Source organism: Halochromatium sp. NSM3, assembly GCF_059621085.1.
In genome coordinates this window covers 52674-73281 of sequence record NZ_JCAQIA010000019.1, presented here as the reverse complement: position 1 = coordinate 73281, position 20608 = coordinate 52674, and the positions used below count along the sequence as shown (strand labels likewise).

Genomic DNA, 20608 nt, shown 5'->3' with positions numbered 1-20608 from the left:
ATGCGCCGGGTCTCCCGCGTCTTAGAAGGTCACGAACAGGGTCAAGAGGACCACTAGGCCGAGGATCATCGCGAAGGCGTAGTGGTAGAGCATGCCGGTCTGCAGCTGTCGGACCACACCCGCGAGCCAACCCACCGCCCGCGCCGAGCCATTCACCACTGCGTCATCGATCACGCGCTGATCGCTGCTCTTCCAGAGGAAGCGGCCAATGCGCTGACTCCCGCCCGCGAACACGCGCTGATTGAAGTCGTCGAAGCCGTACTTATCCTCGAGCAGGCGCGTCAGCCAGCCACCCCGCTGCTGCAGCTCGACATCGATCTTCGGATTGCGCTGCAGCACATAGGACCAGTAGTAGGCCGCCAGTACCAAGCCGGCCATCGACAGCCAGAACGGCGCGGCCTGCATCCCGTGACGAATGAACTCGCGCTGCCCATGCCAATGCGCGGCCAGGTGATGCAAGGTGTCCTGCTCGGGCTTGACGGTGATCGCATCGCCGAGCCAGTTCTGCACCAGCAGGGGCTCGACCGTGTACCAGCCGATGAACACCGACGGGGTCGCCAGGGCGATCAGCGGGATGGTCACGACCCAAGGCGTCTCGTGCAGATGCGAGCGGGTGTGCTCATCCATCCGCGGCTCGCCGTGGAAGACTAGGAAGTAGAGCCGGAAGCTATAGAGCGCGGTGACGAAGGCACCCAGGGTCAGCAGCAGATGCGCCAAGCTGGCACCGCCGATGTGCGAGTGCCCCACCGCCTCGATGATCGCATCCTTGGAGAAGAAGCCGGAGAAGCCCGGGAAGGCGATCAGCGCCAGCGAGCCGAGCAGCGCGGTGATCCAGGTGATCGGCATATAGCGCCTGAGCCCACCCATGTTGCGGATGTCCTGATCATGGTGCATGGCGATGATCACCGATCCCGCAGCCAGGAACAGCAGCGCCTTGAAGAAGGCATGGGTCATCAGGTGGAAGATGCCGGCGGCATAGGCCGAGGCGCCGAGCGCGGCGATCATGTAGCCGAGCTGGGACAGGGTCGAGTAGGCGACCACGCGCTTGATGTCGTTCTGCACCAGCCCGACCAGCCCCATGAAGAAGGCGGTGACCGCGCCGATCACCAGCACGAACGACAGCGCCGTGGTCGAGAGTTCATAGAGCGGCGACATGCGCGCGACCATGAAGACACCGGCGGTGACCATGGTCGCGGCATGGATCAGCGCCGAGATCGGCGTCGGGCCTTCCATCGAATCCGGCAGCCAGACGTGCAGCGGCATCTGTGCCGACTTACCCATGGCGCCGATGAACAGCAGGATGCAGATCAGCGTCATCAGCGAGACCCCGCCGAACACCGCGACCTGGGTATCGGCCAGCGCCGGTGCCTGGGCGAAGACCTCGGCATAGTCGAGCGAGCCGAAGTACATCACCACCGCAGCGATACCGAGGATAAAGCCGAAATCACCGACCCGGTTGACCAGGAAGGCCTTGAGGTTGGCCGAGATCGCCGACTCGCGCACCGTGTAGAAGCCGATCAGCAGATAAGAGACCAGGCCCACCGCCTCCCAGCCGAAGAACAGCTGCAGGAAGTTGTTGGACATCACCAACATCAGCATCGAGAAGGTGAACAGCGAGATATAGCTGAAGAAGCGCTGATAGCTGTTGGTGCCGACGCGCGAGTCCTCGGGCCAGTTGTGGGCGTCGTCGGCCATGTAGCCGATGGTGTAGATATGCACCATCAGCGAGACGAAGGTCACCACCGCCATCATCAAGGCGGTGAGGCGATCGACCAGGAAGCCGATCTCGAAGCGGATGCCATCGGCGACCATCCAGGTGTAGACGGTGCCGTTGAAGGCCTGCTCGTCGTGCCAGATGAAGCGCGACAAGACCCAGAGCGACAACAGGGTCGCGATGCCGACGCCAAGGATGGTCACCGAGTGCGCGCCGACGCGGCCGATCTTGCCGCCGAAGAAGCCGGCAATGATGGCGCCGATCAGGGGCGCCAGCACGATGGTCAGATAGACGGTCTCCATGGAAGGATTCTCCGAGCGGTGTCCGGTGGGCTCAGCCCTTGAGCATGTCCAGATCGTCGACGTTGATGGTGCGCCGATTGCGGAACAGGACCACCAGGATGGCGAGCCCGATCGCGGCTTCGGCAGCGGCGACGGTGAGGATGAAGAACACGAAGATCTGACCACTCAGATCGCCGAGGAAATGCGAGAAGGCGACGAAGTTCATGTTCACCGCCAGCAGCATCAGCTCGATGCACATCAGCAGGATGATCACATTCTTTCGGTTCAGGAACACCCCGGCAACCGAGATCGAGAACAGCAGCCCGCCGAGCAGCAGGTAATCGGAGAGGGCGATCATTCGGATTCCTCCTTCAGCGCCGGCCCTGCAACTTTCTGACCCAGACGCGGCGCGGCCGGCATCGAGACCAGGCGGATGCGATCCGGCCCTTTCTTCACCCGCACCTGCTTCGACGCATCCTGATACTTGGTCTCGGGACGACGACGCAGGGTCAGGCGAATGGCGGCGACGATGGCCACCAGCAGGATCACTGCAGCGATCTCAAACGGATACAGGTAGGTGGTGTAGAGCTGCAGCCCGAGTTCGACCGTATTGCTGTAGTCGGCGGGCTGCGCCTCGGGCTTCGCAAACAGCTCGAGCCCGAAGTTGGACGGACCCAAGACCAGGAACAGATTCACGACCATCACCAGCGCGATCAGCAGGCCGACCGGCAGATAGCGGATGAATTGCCCGCCCAGCACAGCAATGTCGACATCGAGCATCATCACCACGAACAGGAACAACACCATCACCGCACCGACATAGACCAACACCAGCACGATGCCGAGGAACTCCGCCTCCAGCAGTAGCCAAAGGGCCGCACTGCTAACGAAGGCCAACACCAGAAACAACACCGCGTGAACCGGGTTGCGGCGCGTCACCACCATCCCTGCGGCGAATACGGTTATGGCCGCGAAGACATAGAACAGAAATTTTTCGAAGCCCATGGGATTTCCAGCTGGCATGGCTGCACGGGAGTCCGGATCTCGCGCGCAGGCAGACGTTGACAGTCGATGTATAAAACGGACCCGCACCCTGCGGGCCCGGCCCGGGGCACATCGGCACCGCTCTCTTTATCTTTCTCCTGCTCGATCGACTCGGTTGCCGACTCAGACAACCGACGTCTTGATCTCAGCGGTAGGGCGCATCCGCACTCCGCGCCGCCGCGATCTGCGCCTCGTACTTATCTCCGATCGCGAGCAGTTTGTCTTTGGTCATAATGTTCTCGCCACGATTTTCGAAGTGGTATTCGTAGATATCGGTCTCGACGATCGAATCGACCGGACATGACTCTTCACAAAAGCCGCAGTAGATGCACTTGAAGAGATCGATGTCGTAGCGTGTTGTGCGCCTTGATCCGTCAGCCCGGGGCTCGGCCTCAATGGTGATCGCCAGTGCTGGGCAGACCGCCTCGCACAGCTTACAGGCGATGCAGCGCTCTTCGCCGTTTGGATAACGACGCAGCGCATGCAGGCCGCGAAAACGCGGTGAGACCGGCGCCTTCTCCTCCGGATACTGCACCGTGAACTTGCGCTTGAACAGGTAGCGCCCGGTCAAGCCCATTCCGCGGAACAGCTCGATGAGCAGGAGGCTGTTTAGATAAGTGCGTGCGGCTTGAAGCATGATTACTCTATCGGCTGTCGACTGGCGCGGGGGTCGCGATCACGCATCTTTGCGATCCAAGCTAGGGCCATCCTAGTTAGGCAGACGCGGCAGACCACCAGGGTGGCAACTGCGCGAGCACGGCCACGGCGACCACAAGAATCCAGACGATTGTGATCGGAATAAACACCTTCCAGCCCAGCCGCATGATCTGATCGTAGCGATAGCGCGGAAAGGTCGCGCGCAGCCAAAGGAAGACAAACATGAAAAAGAAGGTCTTCAGTATCAGCCAGACCATCCCCGGCACCCAGGCCGTCGCCTCGTCGAGCACAGGGATACCCTGGAACGGCGACAGCCAGCCGCCGAAGAACAACAGCGTCGCCAGCATCGCGATCAAGACCATGTTCGCGTATTCGGCGAGGAAGAAGATCGCGAACGCCATGCCTGAATATTCGACGTGGAAACCGGCAACGATCTCGGATTCGCCCTCGGCCACATCGAAGGGCGCGCGGTTGGTCTCGGCGACGCCGGAGATGAAGTAGACCCCAAATAGCGGTAGCAGCGGCAGCCAAAACCAGGTCAGCAGGCTGCCGCTCTGGCTCTCGACGATGGCGCTCAGATTCAGGCTGCCGGCCGCGACCAGCACCCCAACCAGCGCAAAGCCCATCGCGATCTCATAGGCGACGATCTGCGCCGCCGCACGCATCGCACCGAGCAGCGCGTATTTCGAGTTCGAGGCCCAACCGGCGATGATAACGCCATAGACGCCGAGCGAGGTCAGCGCCAGCACATAGAGGAGGCCGGCATTGATGTCGGCCAATACCAGGCCAGCATCGAAGGGGACCACCGCCCAAGCCGCGAGCGCCGGCACGATCGAGATCAGCGGCGCGAGCAGGAACAGGCCCTTGTTGGCCTTGGTCGGGACGATGATCTCTTTGACCATCAGCTTGACGGCGTCGGCGATCGGCTGCAACAGCCCACGCCAGCCAACCCGGTTCGGGCCGATCCGGACCTGGATATAGCCGATCACCTTGCGCTCGGCATAGGTGTACCAGGCCACCACCGCCAGCAATGGGCCGATGATCGCGACGATCGCGACGAGGCTCTGTACCGGAAGCGGCAGCCACTGCCACAAATCCATCATCTGCTTGCTCTCCTATGCCCCGATCTTCTCGATGCGCACCGGGCCGATGATCGGTCCAAGCGCCTCGCTGCCGTCGACGGCGGAAGGGATTCTCGCGCAGCCGAGCGCGATGCGGTCATTGAGCACCACCGGTGCCCGTGCCTCTGTCGCAGTCTCTGACGCTGCTGCGTTGCCAATGCCCGAGCCCGAATCAGGACCAGAGCCAGAACCCGCGCTAACGCCTGTACCACCACCTCCAGCACCAGCACCACCCTGGATCAGTCGCACCTGATCGCCCTCAACCAGCCCCATGTCGGCGGCCTGTCGCGGATGCAGATGCACCGCAAGCGACTCGGCCAAGGGCGTGCGCTGCAAGGCCGGCGCATGGCGGACCAACGCATCGCTGGCATAGATCGGCAGGTTGCCGATCCGCGTCAGCTCGGCGCCGGACGGCGCTGGTCGCTCGGTGGTGGAAATCAACGCGCGCGCATCGCCAAACTGGTTATCCGGCGCAAGCCCCGAACAGGCGTGGGCGACCTCGTCATGGACCTCACGCGCGTTGTTCTGGCTGAAGCCGTCGAACTCGAGCATGGTGCCGAGCACCCGCAACACTTTCCAGCCTGGACGCGCATCGCCCGCCGGCGCGACCGCTCCCTGGAACCGCTGCCAGCGCCCCTCGGCATTGACGAAGGTGCCCGCAGTCTCGGCAAAGGCCGAGATCGGTAACAGCACGTCAGCGACCTCATCCAGCGCCGCGCTCTTGAACTGACTGCAGGCGACCACCTGCTTTGCGGTCCGTAGCGCGACCATCGCCAGGCTCGGATCGGCGAGGTCGCGATCCGGCTCCAGTCCCCAGAGCAGATAGCCCTGGCGCGGATCGGTCAGCATCGCCTGGGCATCAAGACCCGGCCGTTTCGGAGCGCCGCCGCCCGGTAGGCGATGCGGCAGACTGCCTGCCAGCCGGCTGCCGACGCTGTTCGCCGCTGCCGCCAGGAAGCCAAGCTTGCACTCTGCCGCCTCGGCCAGTGCGGCAGCCAGCGCCCGGATCAGACTGTAATCGGGATCGGCCTCGGCCAGCGCCCCGAGCAGAACCAGGCCCTGTCCGTCCTTACCAGCCGCTTGCAGGGCGGTAGCGATCTGTCGATGCCGGTCGCTGATCTCGGCGGTCGCGCCTTGCACCGGCTTGCCGAGCGCCTTGAGCAAAGCCCGCAGCTCGGACGCCAGCGCCGCTGGCGCGGCAACCAACTGCAGGCTCGCGTGATTGAGGTCGACCAGATAGGGATTCAGCAGCGCGATGGTCGCGCTATCAAGCGCCGCCTTGCGCAGGCGATGCGCCAGCAATGGCTGCTCTTGGCGCGGATCACAGCCGATGAGCAACACACCCTGCTGCTGCTCGAGTTCAGCGATCGGCACCCCAAGCCAGGGGAATTTTGGGTCGGCGGCGTCGCTACGGAAATCCTGCTGTCGCAGCCGGGTGTCGATATGATCGCTACCCAGCGTGCGCACCAGCTTCTGCAGCAGGTACTGCTCTTCCAGCGTCGCGCCTGGCGAGACCAGACAGCCGAGCTGATCCGGCCCCGGCGCTTGCAACGCCTCGACCGCCGCATGCAGGGCCTCCTGCCAGTCGACCTCGTGCCACTGTCCGTTGCGCTTGAGCATCGGAGCAGCCAAGCGCTCGGGGCTGCTCAGACCTTCGTAGCTGAAACGATCACGGTCCGAGATCCAACACTCGTTGACCGCCTCGTTATCGCGCGGATGCACGCGCATCACCTTGCCACCACGGATGTGCAGATGGAGGTTGGAGCCGACGCCGTCGTGCGGCGCGATGCCGTCATCCGACGTCAGCTCCCAGGCGCGGGCGGTAAAACGATAAGGCTTCGAGGTCAGCGCGCCGACTGGACAGAGATCGATGATATTGCCGGAGAGTTCATGCGCCATCGTATGCTCAACGAAGGTGCCGATGCGCATGTCCTCGCCACGGCCTGTCGCCCCCAGCTCGCGCAGCCCGGCGATCTCGGCGCCGAAGCGCACGCAGCGGGTGCAATGGATGCAGCGGGTCATCTCGGTCGCGATCAAGGGGCCGAGATCCTCGTCCTTGACTACGCGCTTGCGCTCGCTGAAGCGCGAGACGTCCTCGCCATAGCCCATGGAGACGTCTTGCAGCTCACACTCACCACCCTGATCGCAGATCGGGCAATCGAGCGGATGATTGATGAGCAGGAATTCCATGGTGCCGCGCTGCGCGTCGAGGGCCTTCTTCGAGCGCGTGAGCACCTTCATGCCATTGCCGACCGGGGTCGCGCAGGCCGGTATCGGCTTCGGGAACGGCCGCCCGCCCTGCTCCGCTTCAACCAGGCACATGCGGCAGTTGGCCGCGATCGAGAGCTTCTCGTGATAGCAGAACCGCGGGATCTGGATGCCCTCGCGATCGGCCACCGCGATGATCATCTCACCGGGCGCCGCCGTGCAGACACGGCCGTCGATCTCGAGGATAATCTTGTCGTCCGACATCGATGTGGGTCTACCTGCTGTGGTTGCGCCGCAGCGTCATAGGGATTGCGCGAGAACGCCGAGCCGGAGCCCGACGTTCAGGCCGCCTCGACCAGTGAACGGCCGTGCTCGACCAGATGCTCGAACTCGGACCGGTAATGCTTGAGGAAGCTCTGCACCGGCATCGCTGCGGCATCGCCGAGTGCGCAGATGGTGCGACCACCAATGCGCCCGGCCACATTATCGAGCAGATCCAGGTCCTGCGGACGCCCGTTACCGGCCAGGATGCGATCGAGCACTCGCGCGAGCCAGCCCGTGCCCTCGCGGCAGGGTGTGCACTGACCGCAGGACTCATGCGCATAGAAGTGCGAGAGGTTCGCCAGCACCTTCACCATGCAGGTGCCCTCGGCAATGATAATGACCGCACCAGAGCCGAGCATCGAGCCGGCCTTGGCGATGGAGTCATAGTCCATGTCGGTGCGCATCATCACATCACCCGGGACCACAGGGACTGATGAACCACCGGGGATCACCGCCTTCAGCGCCCGACCGCCACTGACGCCACCGGCCATCTCGAGCAGATCCCTAAACGGAGTACCGAGCGGGATCTCGAGGTTGCACGGCCGCTCAACATGGCCGGTCACCGAGAACAGCTTGGGTCCGCCATTGTTCGGCTTGCCCTGCTCCAGGAACCACTTGCCGCCCTTCTCCAGAATCACCGGCACCGAGGCCAGAGACTCGGTGTTGTTGATCGTGGTCGGCATGCCATAGAGCCCGGCCTGGGCCGGGAACGGCGGCTTGAAGCGGGGCTGGCCCTTCTTGCCTTCAAGCGATTCGAGCAGCGCCGTCTCCTCGCCACAGATGTAGGCGCCGGCGCCGAGATGTGTATAGAGATCGAAATCGATGCCCGAGCTGAGCAGATTCTTGCCCAGCAGTCCGGCTGCATAGGCCTCTTCGAGCGCGCCATCAAAGCGTGCAATCGGCTCGTAGAACTCGCCACGAATGTAGTTGTAACCGACCGTCGCGCCGATGCAATAACCGGCAATTGCCATTCCCTCGATCAGCTGATGCGGGTTGTAGCGCATGATGTCGCGATCCTTGCAGGTGCCTGGCTCACCTTCATCGGAGTTGCAGACGATGTACTTTTGACCCGGCTTGGTGCGGGGCATGAAGCTCCACTTCAGCCCGGTCGGAAAGCCGGCACCACCACGGCCGCGCAAGGCCGAGGTCTTGAGTTCGTCGATCAGCTGGTCTGGATCGGGCTTCTCGCGCAGGATACGCTCCCATTGCACATAGCCGCCGACGCTGCGATAGCTCTCAAGCGTATAGCGCACATCCGCATCGAGGTGCATGGTGCGGAAGCAAACGGTGTTCTGGTTCTCTGCCATAGGTCGCGCGCGCTCAGTCGAGGTCGTCGATGATCTTGTCGATGGCCTGCGGGGTCACGCACTCGTGGTAGGCCTTATCGACCATCACCACCGGGGCGTGCCGGCAGGCACCGAGGCATTCGAACTCCTTGAACGTGAGCTTGCCATCGGCGGTGGTGCCGCCGGGCGCTACGTTGTATGTCTTTTCGATGTGGTGCATCAGCTCCTCGGCACCACCGAGCATGCAGGAGACGCTGTTACAGACACAGACCTTGTGCCGACCGACCGGCTCGAGGTCGTACATCGCATAGAAGGTGGCGACCTCGTAGACCGCCGTCTCGGGCATGTCCAGATAGGCGGCGACCTGATCCATCAGCTCGCGGCTCAGCCAACCGCCGTTGTGATCCTGCACCAGCGTCAGCGCTGGCATCACCGCCGACTGCTTCCACTCCGGCGGATACTTGGCGACATGCTTGTCGATCTCGGCGCGCAGCTCAGGCGTAAGCAGCGTCTCCTTGTCGACATCCTGAATGACCGCGAGCGGTGTATTGCGAAAACTCATCAGCGGTCGATCTCCCCAAACACGATATCCATGGTGCCGATGATGGCGACCACATCGGCGAGCATGTGACCCTTGGACATCTCGTCCATCGCCGCGAGATGTGGGAAGCCGGGCGCCCGGACTTTCAGCCGATACGGCTTGTTGGCGCCATCGGAGACGATGTAGCAGCCGAACTCGCCCTTGGGTGCCTCAACCGCAGCATAGACCTGGCCCGGCGGAGGGCAGTAGCCCTCGGTGAAGAGCTTAAAGTGGTGGATCAGCGCTTCCATGTCGTCCTTCATGCCGACCCGGGTCGGCGGCGCGACCTTATGGTCGTCGACCATCACCGGGCCGGGGTTGGCGCGCAGCCAGTCGATGCATTGCTTGACGATGCGATTGGACTGGCGCATCTCCTCGATACGGACCAGATAGCGATCGTAGCAATCGCCGTTCTGCCCCACCGGGATGTCGAAATCGACCTGATCATAGGCCGCGTAGGGCTGCATCTTGCGCAGATCCCAGGCGATCCCGGAGCCGCGCAGCATCGGCCCGGTGAAGCCGAGATTCTTGGCGCGATCGGCATCGACCACGCCAATACCGACCGTGCGCTGCTTCCAGATGCGGTTGTCGGTGAGCAGGGTTTCGTACTCGTCGACCAGCTTTGGGAAGCGCTCGCTGAAGTCCTCGATGAAGTCGAGCAAGGAGCCGCTGCGGGGCTTGTTGAGCCTGCGCATGGTGCGCTTGCCATGCCACTTGGAGCTTTCCTCGGCAAAGCGCGGCATCTGCTCGGGCAGATCGCGGTAGACCCCGCCCGGGCGGTAGTAGGTCGCGTGCAGGCGCGCGCCCGAGACCGCCTCGTAGCAGTCCATCAGGTCCTCGCGCTCGCGGAAGCAGTAGAGGAAGACGCTCATCGCGCCGACATCAAGCGCATGCGCGCCGAGCCACATCAGGTGGTTGAGGATGCGGGTGATTTCGTCGAACAGGGTGCGGATATATTGCGCGCGGATCGGCGCTTCGACGCCGAGCAACTTCTCGATCGCGCGCACGTAGCCGTGCTCGTTGCACATCATCGAGACGTAGTCGAGCCGATCCATGTAGCCGATCGACTGGTTGTACGGCTTCGACTCGGCGAGCTTCTCGGTCGCACGATGCAAGAGCCCGATGTGTGGATCGGCGCGCTCGATCACCTCGCCATCCATCTCCAGCACCAGGCGCAGCACCCCATGCGCGGCCGGATGCTGCGGACCAAAGTTCAGCGTGTAGTTACGAATCTCAGGCATTGGCTGCGTCCTTGGCACCGGTCACGGCCGGATGGTCGTCACCGAGGTAGCGGCTGTCATCGCGGATGACCTTGGGCACCAGCACCCGCGGCTCGATCTCGACCGGCTCGTAGACCACGCGCGCCTGCTCGGGATCGTAGCGCATCGCGACATGCCCACTGAGCGGGAAGTCCTTGCGGAACGGATGGCCGACGAAGCCATAGTCGGTGAGGATGCGGCGCAGGTCTGGATGGCCGTCGAAGAGGATGCCGTACAGATCGAAGGCCTCGCGTTCGAACCAGTCGGCAGCGGACCAGATCGAGACCACCGAGGGCACTAAGGGCTGGACACCACCGGTGCGAACCACCAGCCGTAGCCGCCAGTTGTGGACGAGCGAAAGCAGGTGATAGACGACCGCGAAGCGATCTGATTTCTCGGTTTCTAACTCAAGGTCGCGGTCGACCCCGCGGCCGAAGCCGAAGTGCGAGGCCTCAGTCGTCGCCCACTCCGACAGACCATAGGCCGCGTAGTCGACACCGCAGAGATCGATCAGTTGCTCGAATCCGAAGTCCTTGTCATCGCGCAGCCGTGTGCAGGTCTCGAGCAGAGCGTTGGCCGACAGCTCGAGCGTCAGCTCACCGCGATCAGCGCTCAGAGAACTGCCGGGGGCAGTGCTGCGGGGCTTGGCGTCACTCGGGCTTAGATTGCTCGGGGTAGATTCACCGGGCTGAGCATCGGCATTAGCAGCAGGCACCGTGAAGGCAGCGCTCAGACGCGCAGCCAGTTCATCGAGGCGCGCGTCGCCGATCATGATGGTCGAATCAGTCATGCGTCAGGTCACCGCGCGATGGTGTTGGTGCGGCGGATCTTGTTCTGCAGCTGCAGGATGCCGTAGAGCAAGGCCTCCGCCGTCGGCGGACAACCGGGCACATAGACATCGACCGGCACGATGCGATCGCAGCCGCGCACCACCGAATAGGAATAGTGGTAGTAACCGCCGCCATTCGCGCAGGAGCCCATCGAGATCACCCAGCGTGGCTCGGCCATCTGGTCATAGACCTTACGCAGGGCGGGCGCCATCTTGTTGACCAAGGTGCCGGCGACGATCATCACATCAGATTGGCGCGGGCTGGGACGAAAGATGATGCCGAAGCGATCCAGGTCATAGCGCGCGGCGCCAGCGTGCATCATTTCCACTGCGCAGCAGGCCAAACCAAAGGTCATCGGCCAAAGCGAGCCGGTGCGCGCCCAGTTGATCAGCTTGTCGGCGGTCGTCGTGACTACGCCTTCTTCGAGAACACCTTCTATACCCATCTCAGCCCCCTTAACTCAGCCGTTCGACATCTTGGCAACAGCGCTCGAGTCTCCGGTCACTCCCAGTCGAGGGCGCCCTTGCGCCACTCGTAGATGAAGCCGACGACGAGGATGCCCAGAAATACCGACATGGAGAGCAGTCCGGCCATTCCCAACGCCTCGAGCACCACGGCCCAGGGAAACAGGAAGGCGATCTCGAGATCGAACAGGATGAAGAGAATAGCGACCAGGTAGTAGCGCACATCGAACTTCATGCGCGCGCTCTCGAAGGCGTCGAAGCCGCACTCGTAAGGAGCATCTTTTTCGGGGTCTGGCCGACGTGGCCCGAGCAGCATCCCGAGAACGCGCGGGGCAAAGCCGATCAACATCGCGACCGCCAGAAAGATCAAGATATGCAGGTAGTCCTCTAACATCCGGCGGTAGCTCCCAAATGCAGGTCGTTTTACGCGACGAAAACCCTCGAGAGGTTAGTGCAAGCAGGCTTGGCTGTCAACCTAGAGAGCCCAGGTAAAACCACGCTTTTCAACGAGTTACCAAGGAAAAGCGCATAAAGAAGGGCGACCCCGCACGCAGGTGTCGCCCTCTTTAAGATTGGTGCCGACGGCCGGACTCGAACCGGCACGGCTTGCGCCACTGCCCCCTCAAGACAGCGTGTCTACCAATTCCACCACGTCGGCAAATTCAACTGGTCTATTATCGCAGGTTTTGTGACTCAAAGGTTACACAATTTACGCCATCCGCCGAAGCCGGATCATCTAGTCAATCGGCGGCAAGTCGCCGCTTCCCGAGACAGCTTGGTTTTCGCCATCCTGCTCGGTGCTTTCAGCATGTGTCGCGGCGGGCGGCAGATCGGACGGTTTCTCAGTCTCAGCGCTTGGCGTGGCAGCTTCATCCCCCGAGACCGTCGGCAGATCGTCAGTCACTGGCGCCTGTTCCGAAACCGGCTGCGAGCCCGACTCCGAGGCCGGCTCGGAGATCGGCGGCCCGTCTTGTTGCGGCGCTGTCGGAACCGTCATATCGATACCGTCCATGAGCCCTTCCGGCTCGCCGACGCGCACCGCAAAGTAGGCTAAGGCAATACTGGTCAAGAAGAACAGGATGGCGATGATCGCCGTCGAACGCGACAGGAAGTTGCCGGAGCCTTGGGCACCAAAGACCGTCGACGAGGCACCACTACCGAAGGCCGCGCCGGCATCGGCGCCCTTGCCATGCTGAAGCAGCACCAGCGTGACGAGGCCAATCGCGAGCACGAGATGTAGGACGGTCAAAATGAGCTGCATGAGAGGTCTCGATCTAGCGCACGGCTCGGCGGATACCAAGCACACATCGGTTTAGGCGTTCGCATCGCCTGCCTTGCAAATCGCCAGGAAGTCAGCCGCCTTGAGCGCCGCTCCACCAATGAGACCGCCATCGATATCGGCCTGCGCCATCAGCTCTTGCGCGTTTCCGGGCTTCATGCTGCCACCATAGAGGATGCGCAGCTCAGCGGCGACCTCGGCGTTCTTCTTCGCCACCCGCTGACGCAGGAAGGCATGCACCTCTTGCGCCTGCTCCGGGGTGGCGGTGACGCCGGTCCCGATGGCCCACACCGGCTCATAGGCGACCACGCCCCTGGCCAGCGCATCGATGCCGTCAGGCGCGTCGAGTACCGCGTCGAGATGGCGGGCCACGACCTCTTCGGTCTTGCCTTGCTCGCGCTCCTCGAGGGTCTCGCCGACGCAGAGGATGGGCGTCAGGCCATGCGCCACGACCATCTGGTACTTGCGCGCGATCATGGCATCGGTCTCGGCGTTGAACAAGCGCCGCTCGGAATGGCCGATGATCGCATAGGTGCAGCCGAAGTCACGCAGCATGGTCGCCGACACCTGTCCCGTGAAAGCGCCGTCTTCCTCGCGCGAGCAATCCTGCGAGCCGTAGCGGATGGTGGTACCGCTCAGCATCTCTTCGGCGAGGTAGAGATAGGGGAACGGCGGACACACGGCGATCTCGGAGGCCGCGATCTCACCGATGCCGGCCTTGATGCCGTTCAGCAGTTCGGCCGTCGCGGCCTTGCTGCCATTCATCTTCCAGTTACCCGCGATCAGGGGCTGACGCATGACTGTCTCCCGAAGAAAATAGCCGATCATCTTAACGGCCTATCTAACACCACGCAAGCGCATACGGAAGAAAGATGTTTCCGTCCCGCCCGCTGGTAGCTTAGACTGTGACGATGGCAAAAGGAAAGAAAACCAGCACCCCAAGCAGCACCATTGCGCTGAACAAGAAGGCCAAGCATGAATACCATGTCGAGCAGCGCCTTGAGGCTGGCCTCGCGCTCGAGGGCTGGGAGGTCAAGAGCATGCGCGCGGGGCGGGTCCAGCTCAAAGAGGCCTATGTCAAGATCCTCCATGGCGAGGGCTTTTTGATCGGCTGTCATATCTCCGCGCTGGCATCGGCCTCGACCCATGTCGACCCGGACCCGACGCGCACCCGCAAGCTGCTCTTGAAGCGCACCGAACTGAGCCGCCTCATTGGCCAGACCGAGCGCGCCGGCTACACGCTCGTGCCCTTGGCGCTGTACTGGAAGCGCGGCCGCGCCAAGCTCGAGGTCGGGCTTGCCAAGGGCAAGAAATTGCACGACAAGCGCGCCGATGCCAAGGAGCGCGACTGGCAGCGCGAAAAAGAGCGCCTCTTCAAGCAGCACTAGACCCGTGATCTGGGCTGGCGTCTGGGCCTGCTCTGGACCTGCTCTGGACCGGCGATCTAGCTAAGGCCGCGCCTCGCGGACCTCGGCCTTGCCGAGGCCGCGCGGATCGCTTGCCGCCCGCACGCGCTGTAATGCCCGATCCCAAGCGATCACCTGCATGTTGCCGTAGGCCTGGGTCGCGGGTGAGAGTCGATGACCACGCTCCCGCAACGCCTGCTGTACATCAGGCTCGAACGCCTCAGGCTCGAACAGGATCTCATCGGGCAGGTACTGGTGATGGAAGCGTGGTTTTGCCACCCAGTCCTGCGGCTCGCCACCCGCGATCGCCGCCAGAATGCCATGCAGCACCATGGTGATGATGCGACTGCCCCCGGGCGTACCCAGTATGACCACCTGATCCTCGGAGGTCGCGAAGGTTGGACTCATGCTCGAGAGCATGCGCTTACCGGGCGCAATCGCATTCGCCTCCCCGCCGATCAGGCCGTAGACATTGGGCACGCCGGGCTGGGATGAGAAATCGTCCATTTCATCGTTCAACAGCACGCCGGTGTCCGGCGGCACAAATCCAGCGCCGAACGGATAGTTGATGCTGAGCGTGGCCGCGACCCGGTTGCCCTCGGCGTCCAAGACCGAAAAGTGCGTCGTATCCGAGCCTTCAGACTCGCTCGCCCGCGCCGCGCTCGGCGTCGCGCGCACCGGATCGATCCCACGCGCCAGACCAGCGGCATAGAAAGGATGCGTCAAACGCTCGACCGGCACCTCGACCTGATCCGGATCACCAAGATAGCGCGCACGATCACGGTAGGCGCGTCGCATCACCTCGACCAGGCGATGCACCCGATCGGCATCGCTCGCCGCCGGCCCGAGCCGTGCTTCAAGCGCCTCCAGCATGCCGAGCATCTGCACCAGCGCAACGCCGCCAGACGAGGGCGGCGCGGCGCTGATGATCTCCCAACCCTGATAGCGCCCGACGATCGGATCACGCTCGATCACCTGATAGCTGGACAGGTCCTCCAGGGTCCAGAGACCGCCGGCGGCGCGAGTACCCGCAACCAGCGCCTGCGCGATCGCGCCCTGGTAGAAACCAGCATGCCCCTGAGCCGCGAGCGCCTCGAGCACCGTCGCAAGGTCAGGCTGGTGGATACTGGCGCCGAGTTCGGGAACCTCACCGCCATCAAGAAACTGTACCGCCGCAGCGGGAGAGGCCCGCAGCACATCCAGCCGCCATGAGGCCATGCGGCGATAGCTCTCATCGACCGCAAAGCCTTCGCGTGCGAGACGGATCGCCGGCGCCAGGCTCTCGGCGAGCGGAAGCTTGCCGTACTGCTCAGCGATATGCACCAGCGCCGCCGGCTCACCGGGGATGCCAGCAGCCAGCGGCCCGTTCAGCGAAGCCCCGGCAATCAGCTCACCAGACTCATCAAGATAGAGATCGCGATGAGCCGCCAAGGGCGAACGCTCGCGCCCGTCGATCATGACGTCCCGACCCGTGGCGGCCTGGTGCAGTAACCAGAAGCCGCCGCCGCCGATGCCTGAGCTGTAAGGCTCGACCACGGCGAGCACCGCGCTGACCGCAACGGCTGCATCAAACGCATTGCCGCCCGCAGCCATGATCGCCAGCCCCGCATCGGTCGCTGCCGGGTGCGCTGCGGCAACGGCCATCGCCGGCGGATGTGGCGATGCCCGGGTTGGCAATGCCGGGGTGTCGCTCGACGCACCCTCCCCAGAGAGTCCCTCGGCCATCCCCAAGACGGGCATCAACAGCCCGGCAAACAGCAACAGCCGCAGACGTCGCGCCACCCGCAAAAAAAGGCCCCCGGAGGGAGCCTTGAGAGACCGAATCATCGAGCTTGGGTCAGCTCGACTCACCGGTGATGCGCTCATACTTGGCGCGCAACTCTTCTTCGGTCTCCTTATTGTCCGGATCGACGATGATGCAGTCGACCGGGCAGACCTCGACGCACTGCGAGGTCTCATAGTGACCAACGCACTCGGTGCACAGGTCCGGCTCGATGACGTAGATCTCGTCACCTTGCGAGATGGCGCCATTCGGGCACTCGGGCTCGCAGACATCGCAGTTGATGCATTCGTCGGTGATGATAAGCGCCATGGTTCTACTCCTAAGCGTGTCGATATTGGAATGGGTGGTCAGACAAAGCCCGCGAAGACTACCAGCGTCCGTTCGTCGGGGACATTGGGATGGCGCAAAGTTTATCCAAACCGTTGCCGCAATGCAGCATGGACACTCGCATCGACGAACCCCGAGACGTCGCCACCCAGACGCGCGATCTGCTTGACCAGCGATGAGGAGATATAGGCATATTGCTCGGCCGGGGTCAAAAACAGGGTTTCGATCTCTGGTGCCATGCGCCGGTTCATGCCGGCAAGCTGGAACTCGTATTCGAAGTCTGAGACCGCGCGCAGGCCGCGCATGATCACATGCACCTGCGTCGCGCGCGCGAAGTCGACCAGCAAGCCCGAGAAGGGCACTACCTCGACATTGTCCATGCGCTCGCAGACGGTACAGGCCAGCGCGACCCGCTCCTCGGTGGTAAAGGTCGGATGCTTGGCGCTGTCGCGTGCCACCGCCACGACCACGCGATCGAACAGCCGAGAGGCGCGATCGATGAGATCACTGTGGCCATTGGTGATGGGGTCGAAGGACCCCGGATAGACGACACTACGCACGCGCTGTGCTCTTCATTGAGGGTTGCGGGGCGGCGAGCATAGCAAAGTCAGGCCTGCTCGACGCGTGCCAATGCATAACGCACCTGCCCTGCCTGCTTCTCCCGCAGCCACTGCCAGGGGGCCGGCAAGCCAGGCAAGGGCGTCGCCTTGTCGGTCTCGATGTAGACCAGGGCGCCCACCGCCAGCCAACCGCGCGCCTGCAGTCTTTCGAGCGCCGGCGCCAACAGGCCGGCGCCAAAGGGGGGGTCTAGGAAACAGCAATCCACCGGCGCCAGCGGCGCGCGCGCTAGCCAGTCCAGCACATCGGCGCAGTGCACGTTCACCTGATCAGCGCCAAGCTCGGCGGCGTTGGCCTTCAGCCTGTCCGCGACAGCCCTGTTGCGCTCGATCATCATCACCGACCCGGCACCGCGCGAGGCCGCTTCCAGCCCCAAGGCACCACTACCGGCGAAGCAGTCGAGAACACGACTGCCTTCGATGCTCGGCGCCAACCAGTTGAAGAGCGTCTCACGAATACGATCGGTGGTCGGCCGCAGACCCGGCTGCACCGCGACCGGTAGCCGACGACCACGCCAGCGCCCACCGATGATGCGCAGACGCCCAGGCTCAGCCCTAGCCACCCGTATCCGCGCCCGCTTGGCTCGCTGCCTTGGGGTTAGCGTCGGGATCAGCATTGGAGCCAGGCTCGGCAACAGGCTCGGGGTCATCCTCGGCGCTGGATTGCTCGGGCGTCCCGCCGACCGCCACCACCACCAATCGCTCGGGATCAACGCGGCGACGGAACGCATCCTGGATCTGCTCGGCGCTCAGGGCGCGGATGCGCTCCGGGAAGGCGTCGAGATAATCGAGCGGCAGATCATAGAACCCGATGACCGCTAGATAACGCACGATCTCGCTGTTGCCGGCGATGCGCAGCGGGAAACCGCCGGTGATGTTCTTGATCGCCGCGTCCAGCTCTTCATCGGTGGGGCCCTGCTCGATGAACCGCGTCAGGGTCTCCAGCAGCACCTGTTGGGCCGCCTCGGCTTGGGCGTTCTGGGTTTGCAGCCCCATCACCAATGGCCCCTTCCGCGCCAGCGGCGCGAAATAGCTATAGACGCTATAGGACAGCCCGCGCTTCTCGCGCACCTCTTCCATCAACTGCGAGACCAATCCACTGCCCCCCAGGATATGATTGCCGAGGTAGAGCGCGAAGTAGTCAGGATCGCCACGGCGCATCCCGGGCTGGCCGAGGTAGAGATGGGTTTGGCTCGACGGGAACGCGATCCGCTGCGTCACCCCTTGTTCGAGTGCCGGCACCGGCGGCAAGGGGGGCGGCGGCGCGGCCTCCGGAAGCGCGGCCGTGAGACGCGCGGCGAGGGCCTCGGCCTGGGCGCGATCAAGCGCGCCGACGATAGCGAGGGTGGCGTTCGCCGCGCCGTAATAGCGCTCGTGGAAGGCGCGCAGGTCATCGATGCTCAAGGCGGCCACACTCTCGGCGGTCCCGCTCGGGTCAGAGGCATAGGGATGCTCGCCGAAGATCGCCCGATAGAGGGCCTTCTGTCCCACGCTCCCTGGATCCTGCTTGTCCAATCGCAGCCCTGTCAACCGATTCCGCTGGACGCGCTCAAACTCGCTCGCGTCGAAGCTCGGCACGGCGAGCACCTTGACCAGCGTATCAAGAGCGGTCTCCAAGGCCTCGGGCTCGGTCAGCGAGCGCAGCCGCGCGAAGCTGGTATCCCTGTCCACACCCGCTCCCAGCTCGGCCCCCACCGCCTCGACGCGCTCGGCGATGGCATCGGCATCCAGGCCACCAGCGCCTTCGGTCAGCATCGCTGCGGTCAGCGACGCAAGTCCGGGGTGCTCGCCATCACGAGCACTTCCGGCATCGAAGACCACTCGCACATCGACCATCGGTAGCTCTTGCGCCGAGACGAACAGCACCTTGGCCCCCGTCGGCGTCCGCCAGGTCTGGATCTCGGGCACCGCCCACGCGCTGTGCATGACCAGCATGCCGAACACGAGCACCATGCTCAGCGCGGCGCGTGATCCGCCGAGACGATGACAGTTATTGAACATGGCGGCCTCCTGCGGTCATGGTCGTCGCGTTCGCAGCCTTCTCGCCTTCCAAGGGTTGCGGATCGAGACGGGCGACGGTGCGATTCTCGGTGGTCAGATAGCGTTGCGCCACCCGCCGGATCTGCGCAGGCGTCACCGCAGACAGTCGCTCGACGAGCTGATCAACAAGTTCCCAGCCGAGCCCGACGGTCTCGAACTGGCCGAGCAACAGGGCCTGATAGAACACGCTGTCACGCTCGTAGACCTTATCGGCGATCAACTGGCTGCGGATACGCGCCAGCTCCTGCTCGCTCACCGGCTCGGCCCGCAGGCGCTCGAGCTGGGCCAGGATCGCCTGCTCCAGGGTCGCGATCGAGGTGCCCGTGGCCGGGGTGGCGTCGATCAGCAACATGCCCGGGAGGCGGGTGAAGGCATTGTAGCCAGCGCCCACCGAGGCGGCGATGCGATCGCCCCGGATCAGCTCGCGGCTGAAACGCGAACTCGAGCCGGCATCCAGCACCGAGGCCAGCATCTCCAACGCATAGGGCTCCCAATCCTCCTCGGCGGTGCGCAGCGTCGGCGTCTTCCAGCCCATCAAGAGATAAGGCTCATTCGCCGGCGCCGCGACCACGAGTCGCTTCTCGCCGAGTTGCACAGGCTCCTCGCGCGGGCGCGGCGCGAGCGCAGGCCCCGGCTCGAGCGCGCCGAAATGCTTGGCGGCCAGCGCAAAGACCTCCTCCGGCTCCACGGCGCCAACGACGACCAAGGTTGCATTGTTCGGCGCATACCACATTCGATACCAATCGCGCAGGGTCTCGACGTTCATGACCTCGAGATCACTCTGCCAGCCGATGATCGGGAGACGATAGGGGGAAGCCGCATAGGCAGTGGCGTTGAACTGCTCGAAGGTCAGCGCCTCTGGATCATCATCGGTGCGCAGGCGGCGCTCCTCCTTCACCACCTCGATCTCCTTGGCGAACTCCTCGGCGGGCAAGGCCAGGTTGCGCATCCGATCCGCCTCGAGTTCGAGGGCGATCTCGAGGCGATCTGCGGCCAGGGTCTGGAAATAGGCGGTATAGTCCCGGCCAGTGAAGGCGTTCTCGTCGCCGCCATTTTCGGCGATGATGCGCGAAAATTCCCCGGGAGCGAGCCGTTCCGTGCCCTTGAACATCATATGCTCAAGGACATGCGAGACGCCGGTCACACCCCCATGCTCGTAACTGGAGCCGACCTTGTACCAAACCTGAGAGGTGACGATCGGCGCGCGATCATCGCGCTTCACGAGAATCTTGAGTCCATTGTCCAATAGCCGCTCATGCACCTCGGGGCGCGCGAGCGAGGTTTCATCATCGGCCCGGGCGGCCAGCAACGGGGGCACAACGAGCATCGTCGCCAGTACCATGAGGACATACTGTCTCATCATCGGGATTGTCCATCGCATCAACTAA

General features: G+C 63.5%; 21 protein-coding genes and 1 tRNA gene. 1 reads left to right on the top strand and 21 read right to left on the bottom strand.

Annotation, left to right across the window (positions count from 1 at the left end):
- Positions 1-21: 21 nt before the first annotated feature.
- The 15 genes from nuoL to tpiA all read right to left on the bottom strand — a co-directional run bounded on the left by nuoL (position 22) and on the right by tpiA (position 13845).
- On the bottom strand, positions 22-2016 hold the full coding sequence (gene nuoL / locus AC54T3_RS09975) for an NADH-quinone oxidoreductase subunit L (RefSeq protein WP_496624376.1): 1995 nt from the start codon (positions 2014-2016) through the stop codon (positions 22-24).
- A gap of 31 nt (positions 2017-2047) precedes the next feature.
- A complete protein-coding gene (gene nuoK, locus AC54T3_RS09970) occupies positions 2048-2353 on the bottom strand; it encodes an NADH-quinone oxidoreductase subunit NuoK (RefSeq protein WP_201245846.1) in 306 nt (101 codons plus the stop codon).
- Entirely contained in the window at positions 2350-3000 is a 651-nt protein-coding gene (locus AC54T3_RS09965; RefSeq protein WP_496624374.1) for an NADH-quinone oxidoreductase subunit J, read from the bottom strand. The genes nuoK and AC54T3_RS09965 overlap by 4 nt, the downstream gene beginning before the upstream one ends.
- Before the next feature lie 184 nt (positions 3001-3184).
- Positions 3185-3676 (bottom strand): NADH-quinone oxidoreductase subunit NuoI, encoded by a 492-nt coding sequence (gene nuoI, locus AC54T3_RS09960; protein WP_496624373.1) that lies wholly within the window; start codon positions 3674-3676, stop codon positions 3185-3187.
- A 76-nt stretch (positions 3677-3752) separates the two neighbouring features.
- The gene (gene nuoH, locus AC54T3_RS09955) at positions 3753-4799 is read right to left on the bottom strand and encodes an NADH-quinone oxidoreductase subunit NuoH (RefSeq protein WP_496624371.1); all 1047 of its coding nucleotides are present in this window, start codon (positions 4797-4799) and stop codon (positions 3753-3755) included.
- A gap of 12 nt (positions 4800-4811) precedes the next feature.
- Positions 4812-7289, bottom strand: coding sequence for an NADH-quinone oxidoreductase subunit NuoG (gene nuoG, locus AC54T3_RS09950; RefSeq protein WP_496624369.1), 2478 nt, complete (start codon positions 7287-7289; stop codon positions 4812-4814).
- Positions 7290-7366: 77 nt separating this feature from the next.
- Complete coding sequence (gene nuoF / locus AC54T3_RS09945) at positions 7367-8656, bottom strand: NADH-quinone oxidoreductase subunit NuoF (RefSeq protein ID WP_496624367.1); 1290 nt, start codon at positions 8654-8656, stop codon at positions 7367-7369.
- A 13-nt stretch (positions 8657-8669) separates the two neighbouring features.
- Positions 8670-9197: an NADH-quinone oxidoreductase subunit NuoE gene (gene nuoE / locus AC54T3_RS09940; RefSeq protein ID WP_496624365.1), complete on the bottom strand. Its 528-nt coding sequence runs from the start codon at positions 9195-9197 to the stop codon at positions 8670-8672.
- Positions 9197-10456 (bottom strand): NADH-quinone oxidoreductase subunit D, encoded by a 1260-nt coding sequence (locus AC54T3_RS09935; RefSeq protein ID WP_496624363.1) that lies wholly within the window; start codon positions 10454-10456, stop codon positions 9197-9199. The genes nuoE and AC54T3_RS09935 overlap by 1 nt, the downstream gene beginning before the upstream one ends.
- The gene (locus AC54T3_RS09930; protein ID WP_496624362.1) at positions 10449-11264 is read right to left on the bottom strand and encodes an NADH-quinone oxidoreductase subunit C; all 816 of its coding nucleotides are present in this window, start codon (positions 11262-11264) and stop codon (positions 10449-10451) included. The genes AC54T3_RS09935 and AC54T3_RS09930 overlap by 8 nt, the downstream gene beginning before the upstream one ends.
- A gap of 8 nt (positions 11265-11272) precedes the next feature.
- Positions 11273-11749 carry a NuoB/complex I 20 kDa subunit family protein gene (locus AC54T3_RS09925; RefSeq protein ID WP_496624361.1) on the bottom strand — a complete coding sequence of 159 codons (477 nt, stop codon included), beginning with the start codon at positions 11747-11749 and terminating at the stop codon, positions 11273-11275.
- A 56-nt stretch (positions 11750-11805) separates the two neighbouring features.
- Complete coding sequence (locus AC54T3_RS09920; protein ID WP_496624359.1) at positions 11806-12162, bottom strand: NADH-quinone oxidoreductase subunit A; 357 nt, start codon at positions 12160-12162, stop codon at positions 11806-11808.
- Between the two features lie 179 nt (positions 12163-12341).
- Positions 12342-12426 (bottom strand) — tRNA-Leu (locus tag AC54T3_RS09915).
- A 78-nt stretch (positions 12427-12504) separates the two neighbouring features.
- On the bottom strand, positions 12505-13029 hold the full coding sequence (gene secG, locus AC54T3_RS09910) for a preprotein translocase subunit SecG (protein WP_496624357.1): 525 nt from the start codon (positions 13027-13029) through the stop codon (positions 12505-12507).
- Between the two features lie 51 nt (positions 13030-13080).
- Complete coding sequence (gene tpiA, locus AC54T3_RS09905) at positions 13081-13845, bottom strand: triose-phosphate isomerase (protein ID WP_496624355.1); 765 nt, start codon at positions 13843-13845, stop codon at positions 13081-13083.
- A 113-nt stretch (positions 13846-13958) separates the two neighbouring features.
- Here tpiA and smpB point away from each other — a divergent pair, with 113 nt between their 5' ends.
- Complete coding sequence (gene smpB / locus AC54T3_RS09900; RefSeq protein ID WP_496624353.1) at positions 13959-14435, top strand: SsrA-binding protein SmpB; 477 nt, start codon at positions 13959-13961, stop codon at positions 14433-14435.
- 60 nt (positions 14436-14495) lie between these two features.
- On the opposite strand, the gene ggt is transcribed toward smpB, so the two are convergent.
- The 6 genes from ggt to AC54T3_RS09870 all read right to left on the bottom strand — a co-directional run bounded on the left by ggt (position 14496) and on the right by AC54T3_RS09870 (position 20583).
- Positions 14496-16178 (bottom strand): gamma-glutamyltransferase, encoded by a 1683-nt coding sequence (gene ggt, locus AC54T3_RS09895; protein WP_496624379.1) that lies wholly within the window; start codon positions 16176-16178, stop codon positions 14496-14498.
- Between the two features lie 112 nt (positions 16179-16290).
- On the bottom strand, positions 16291-16545 hold the full coding sequence (locus tag AC54T3_RS09890) for a YfhL family 4Fe-4S dicluster ferredoxin (protein ID WP_201245860.1): 255 nt from the start codon (positions 16543-16545) through the stop codon (positions 16291-16293).
- A gap of 101 nt (positions 16546-16646) precedes the next feature.
- Positions 16647-17123: a pantetheine-phosphate adenylyltransferase gene (coaD, locus tag AC54T3_RS09885; protein WP_496624351.1), complete on the bottom strand. Its 477-nt coding sequence runs from the start codon at positions 17121-17123 to the stop codon at positions 16647-16649.
- Between the two features lie 47 nt (positions 17124-17170).
- On the bottom strand, positions 17171-17743 hold the full coding sequence (rsmD, locus tag AC54T3_RS09880) for a 16S rRNA (guanine(966)-N(2))-methyltransferase RsmD (protein ID WP_496624349.1): 573 nt from the start codon (positions 17741-17743) through the stop codon (positions 17171-17173).
- On the bottom strand, positions 17736-19181 hold the full coding sequence (locus AC54T3_RS09875) for a M16 family metallopeptidase (protein ID WP_496624347.1): 1446 nt from the start codon (positions 19179-19181) through the stop codon (positions 17736-17738). The genes rsmD and AC54T3_RS09875 overlap by 8 nt, the downstream gene beginning before the upstream one ends.
- Entirely contained in the window at positions 19171-20583 is a 1413-nt protein-coding gene (locus AC54T3_RS09870; protein WP_496624345.1) for a M16 family metallopeptidase, read from the bottom strand. Before AC54T3_RS09870 ends, AC54T3_RS09875 begins: the two co-directional genes overlap by 11 nt.
- Positions 20584-20608: the final 25 nt, after the last annotated feature.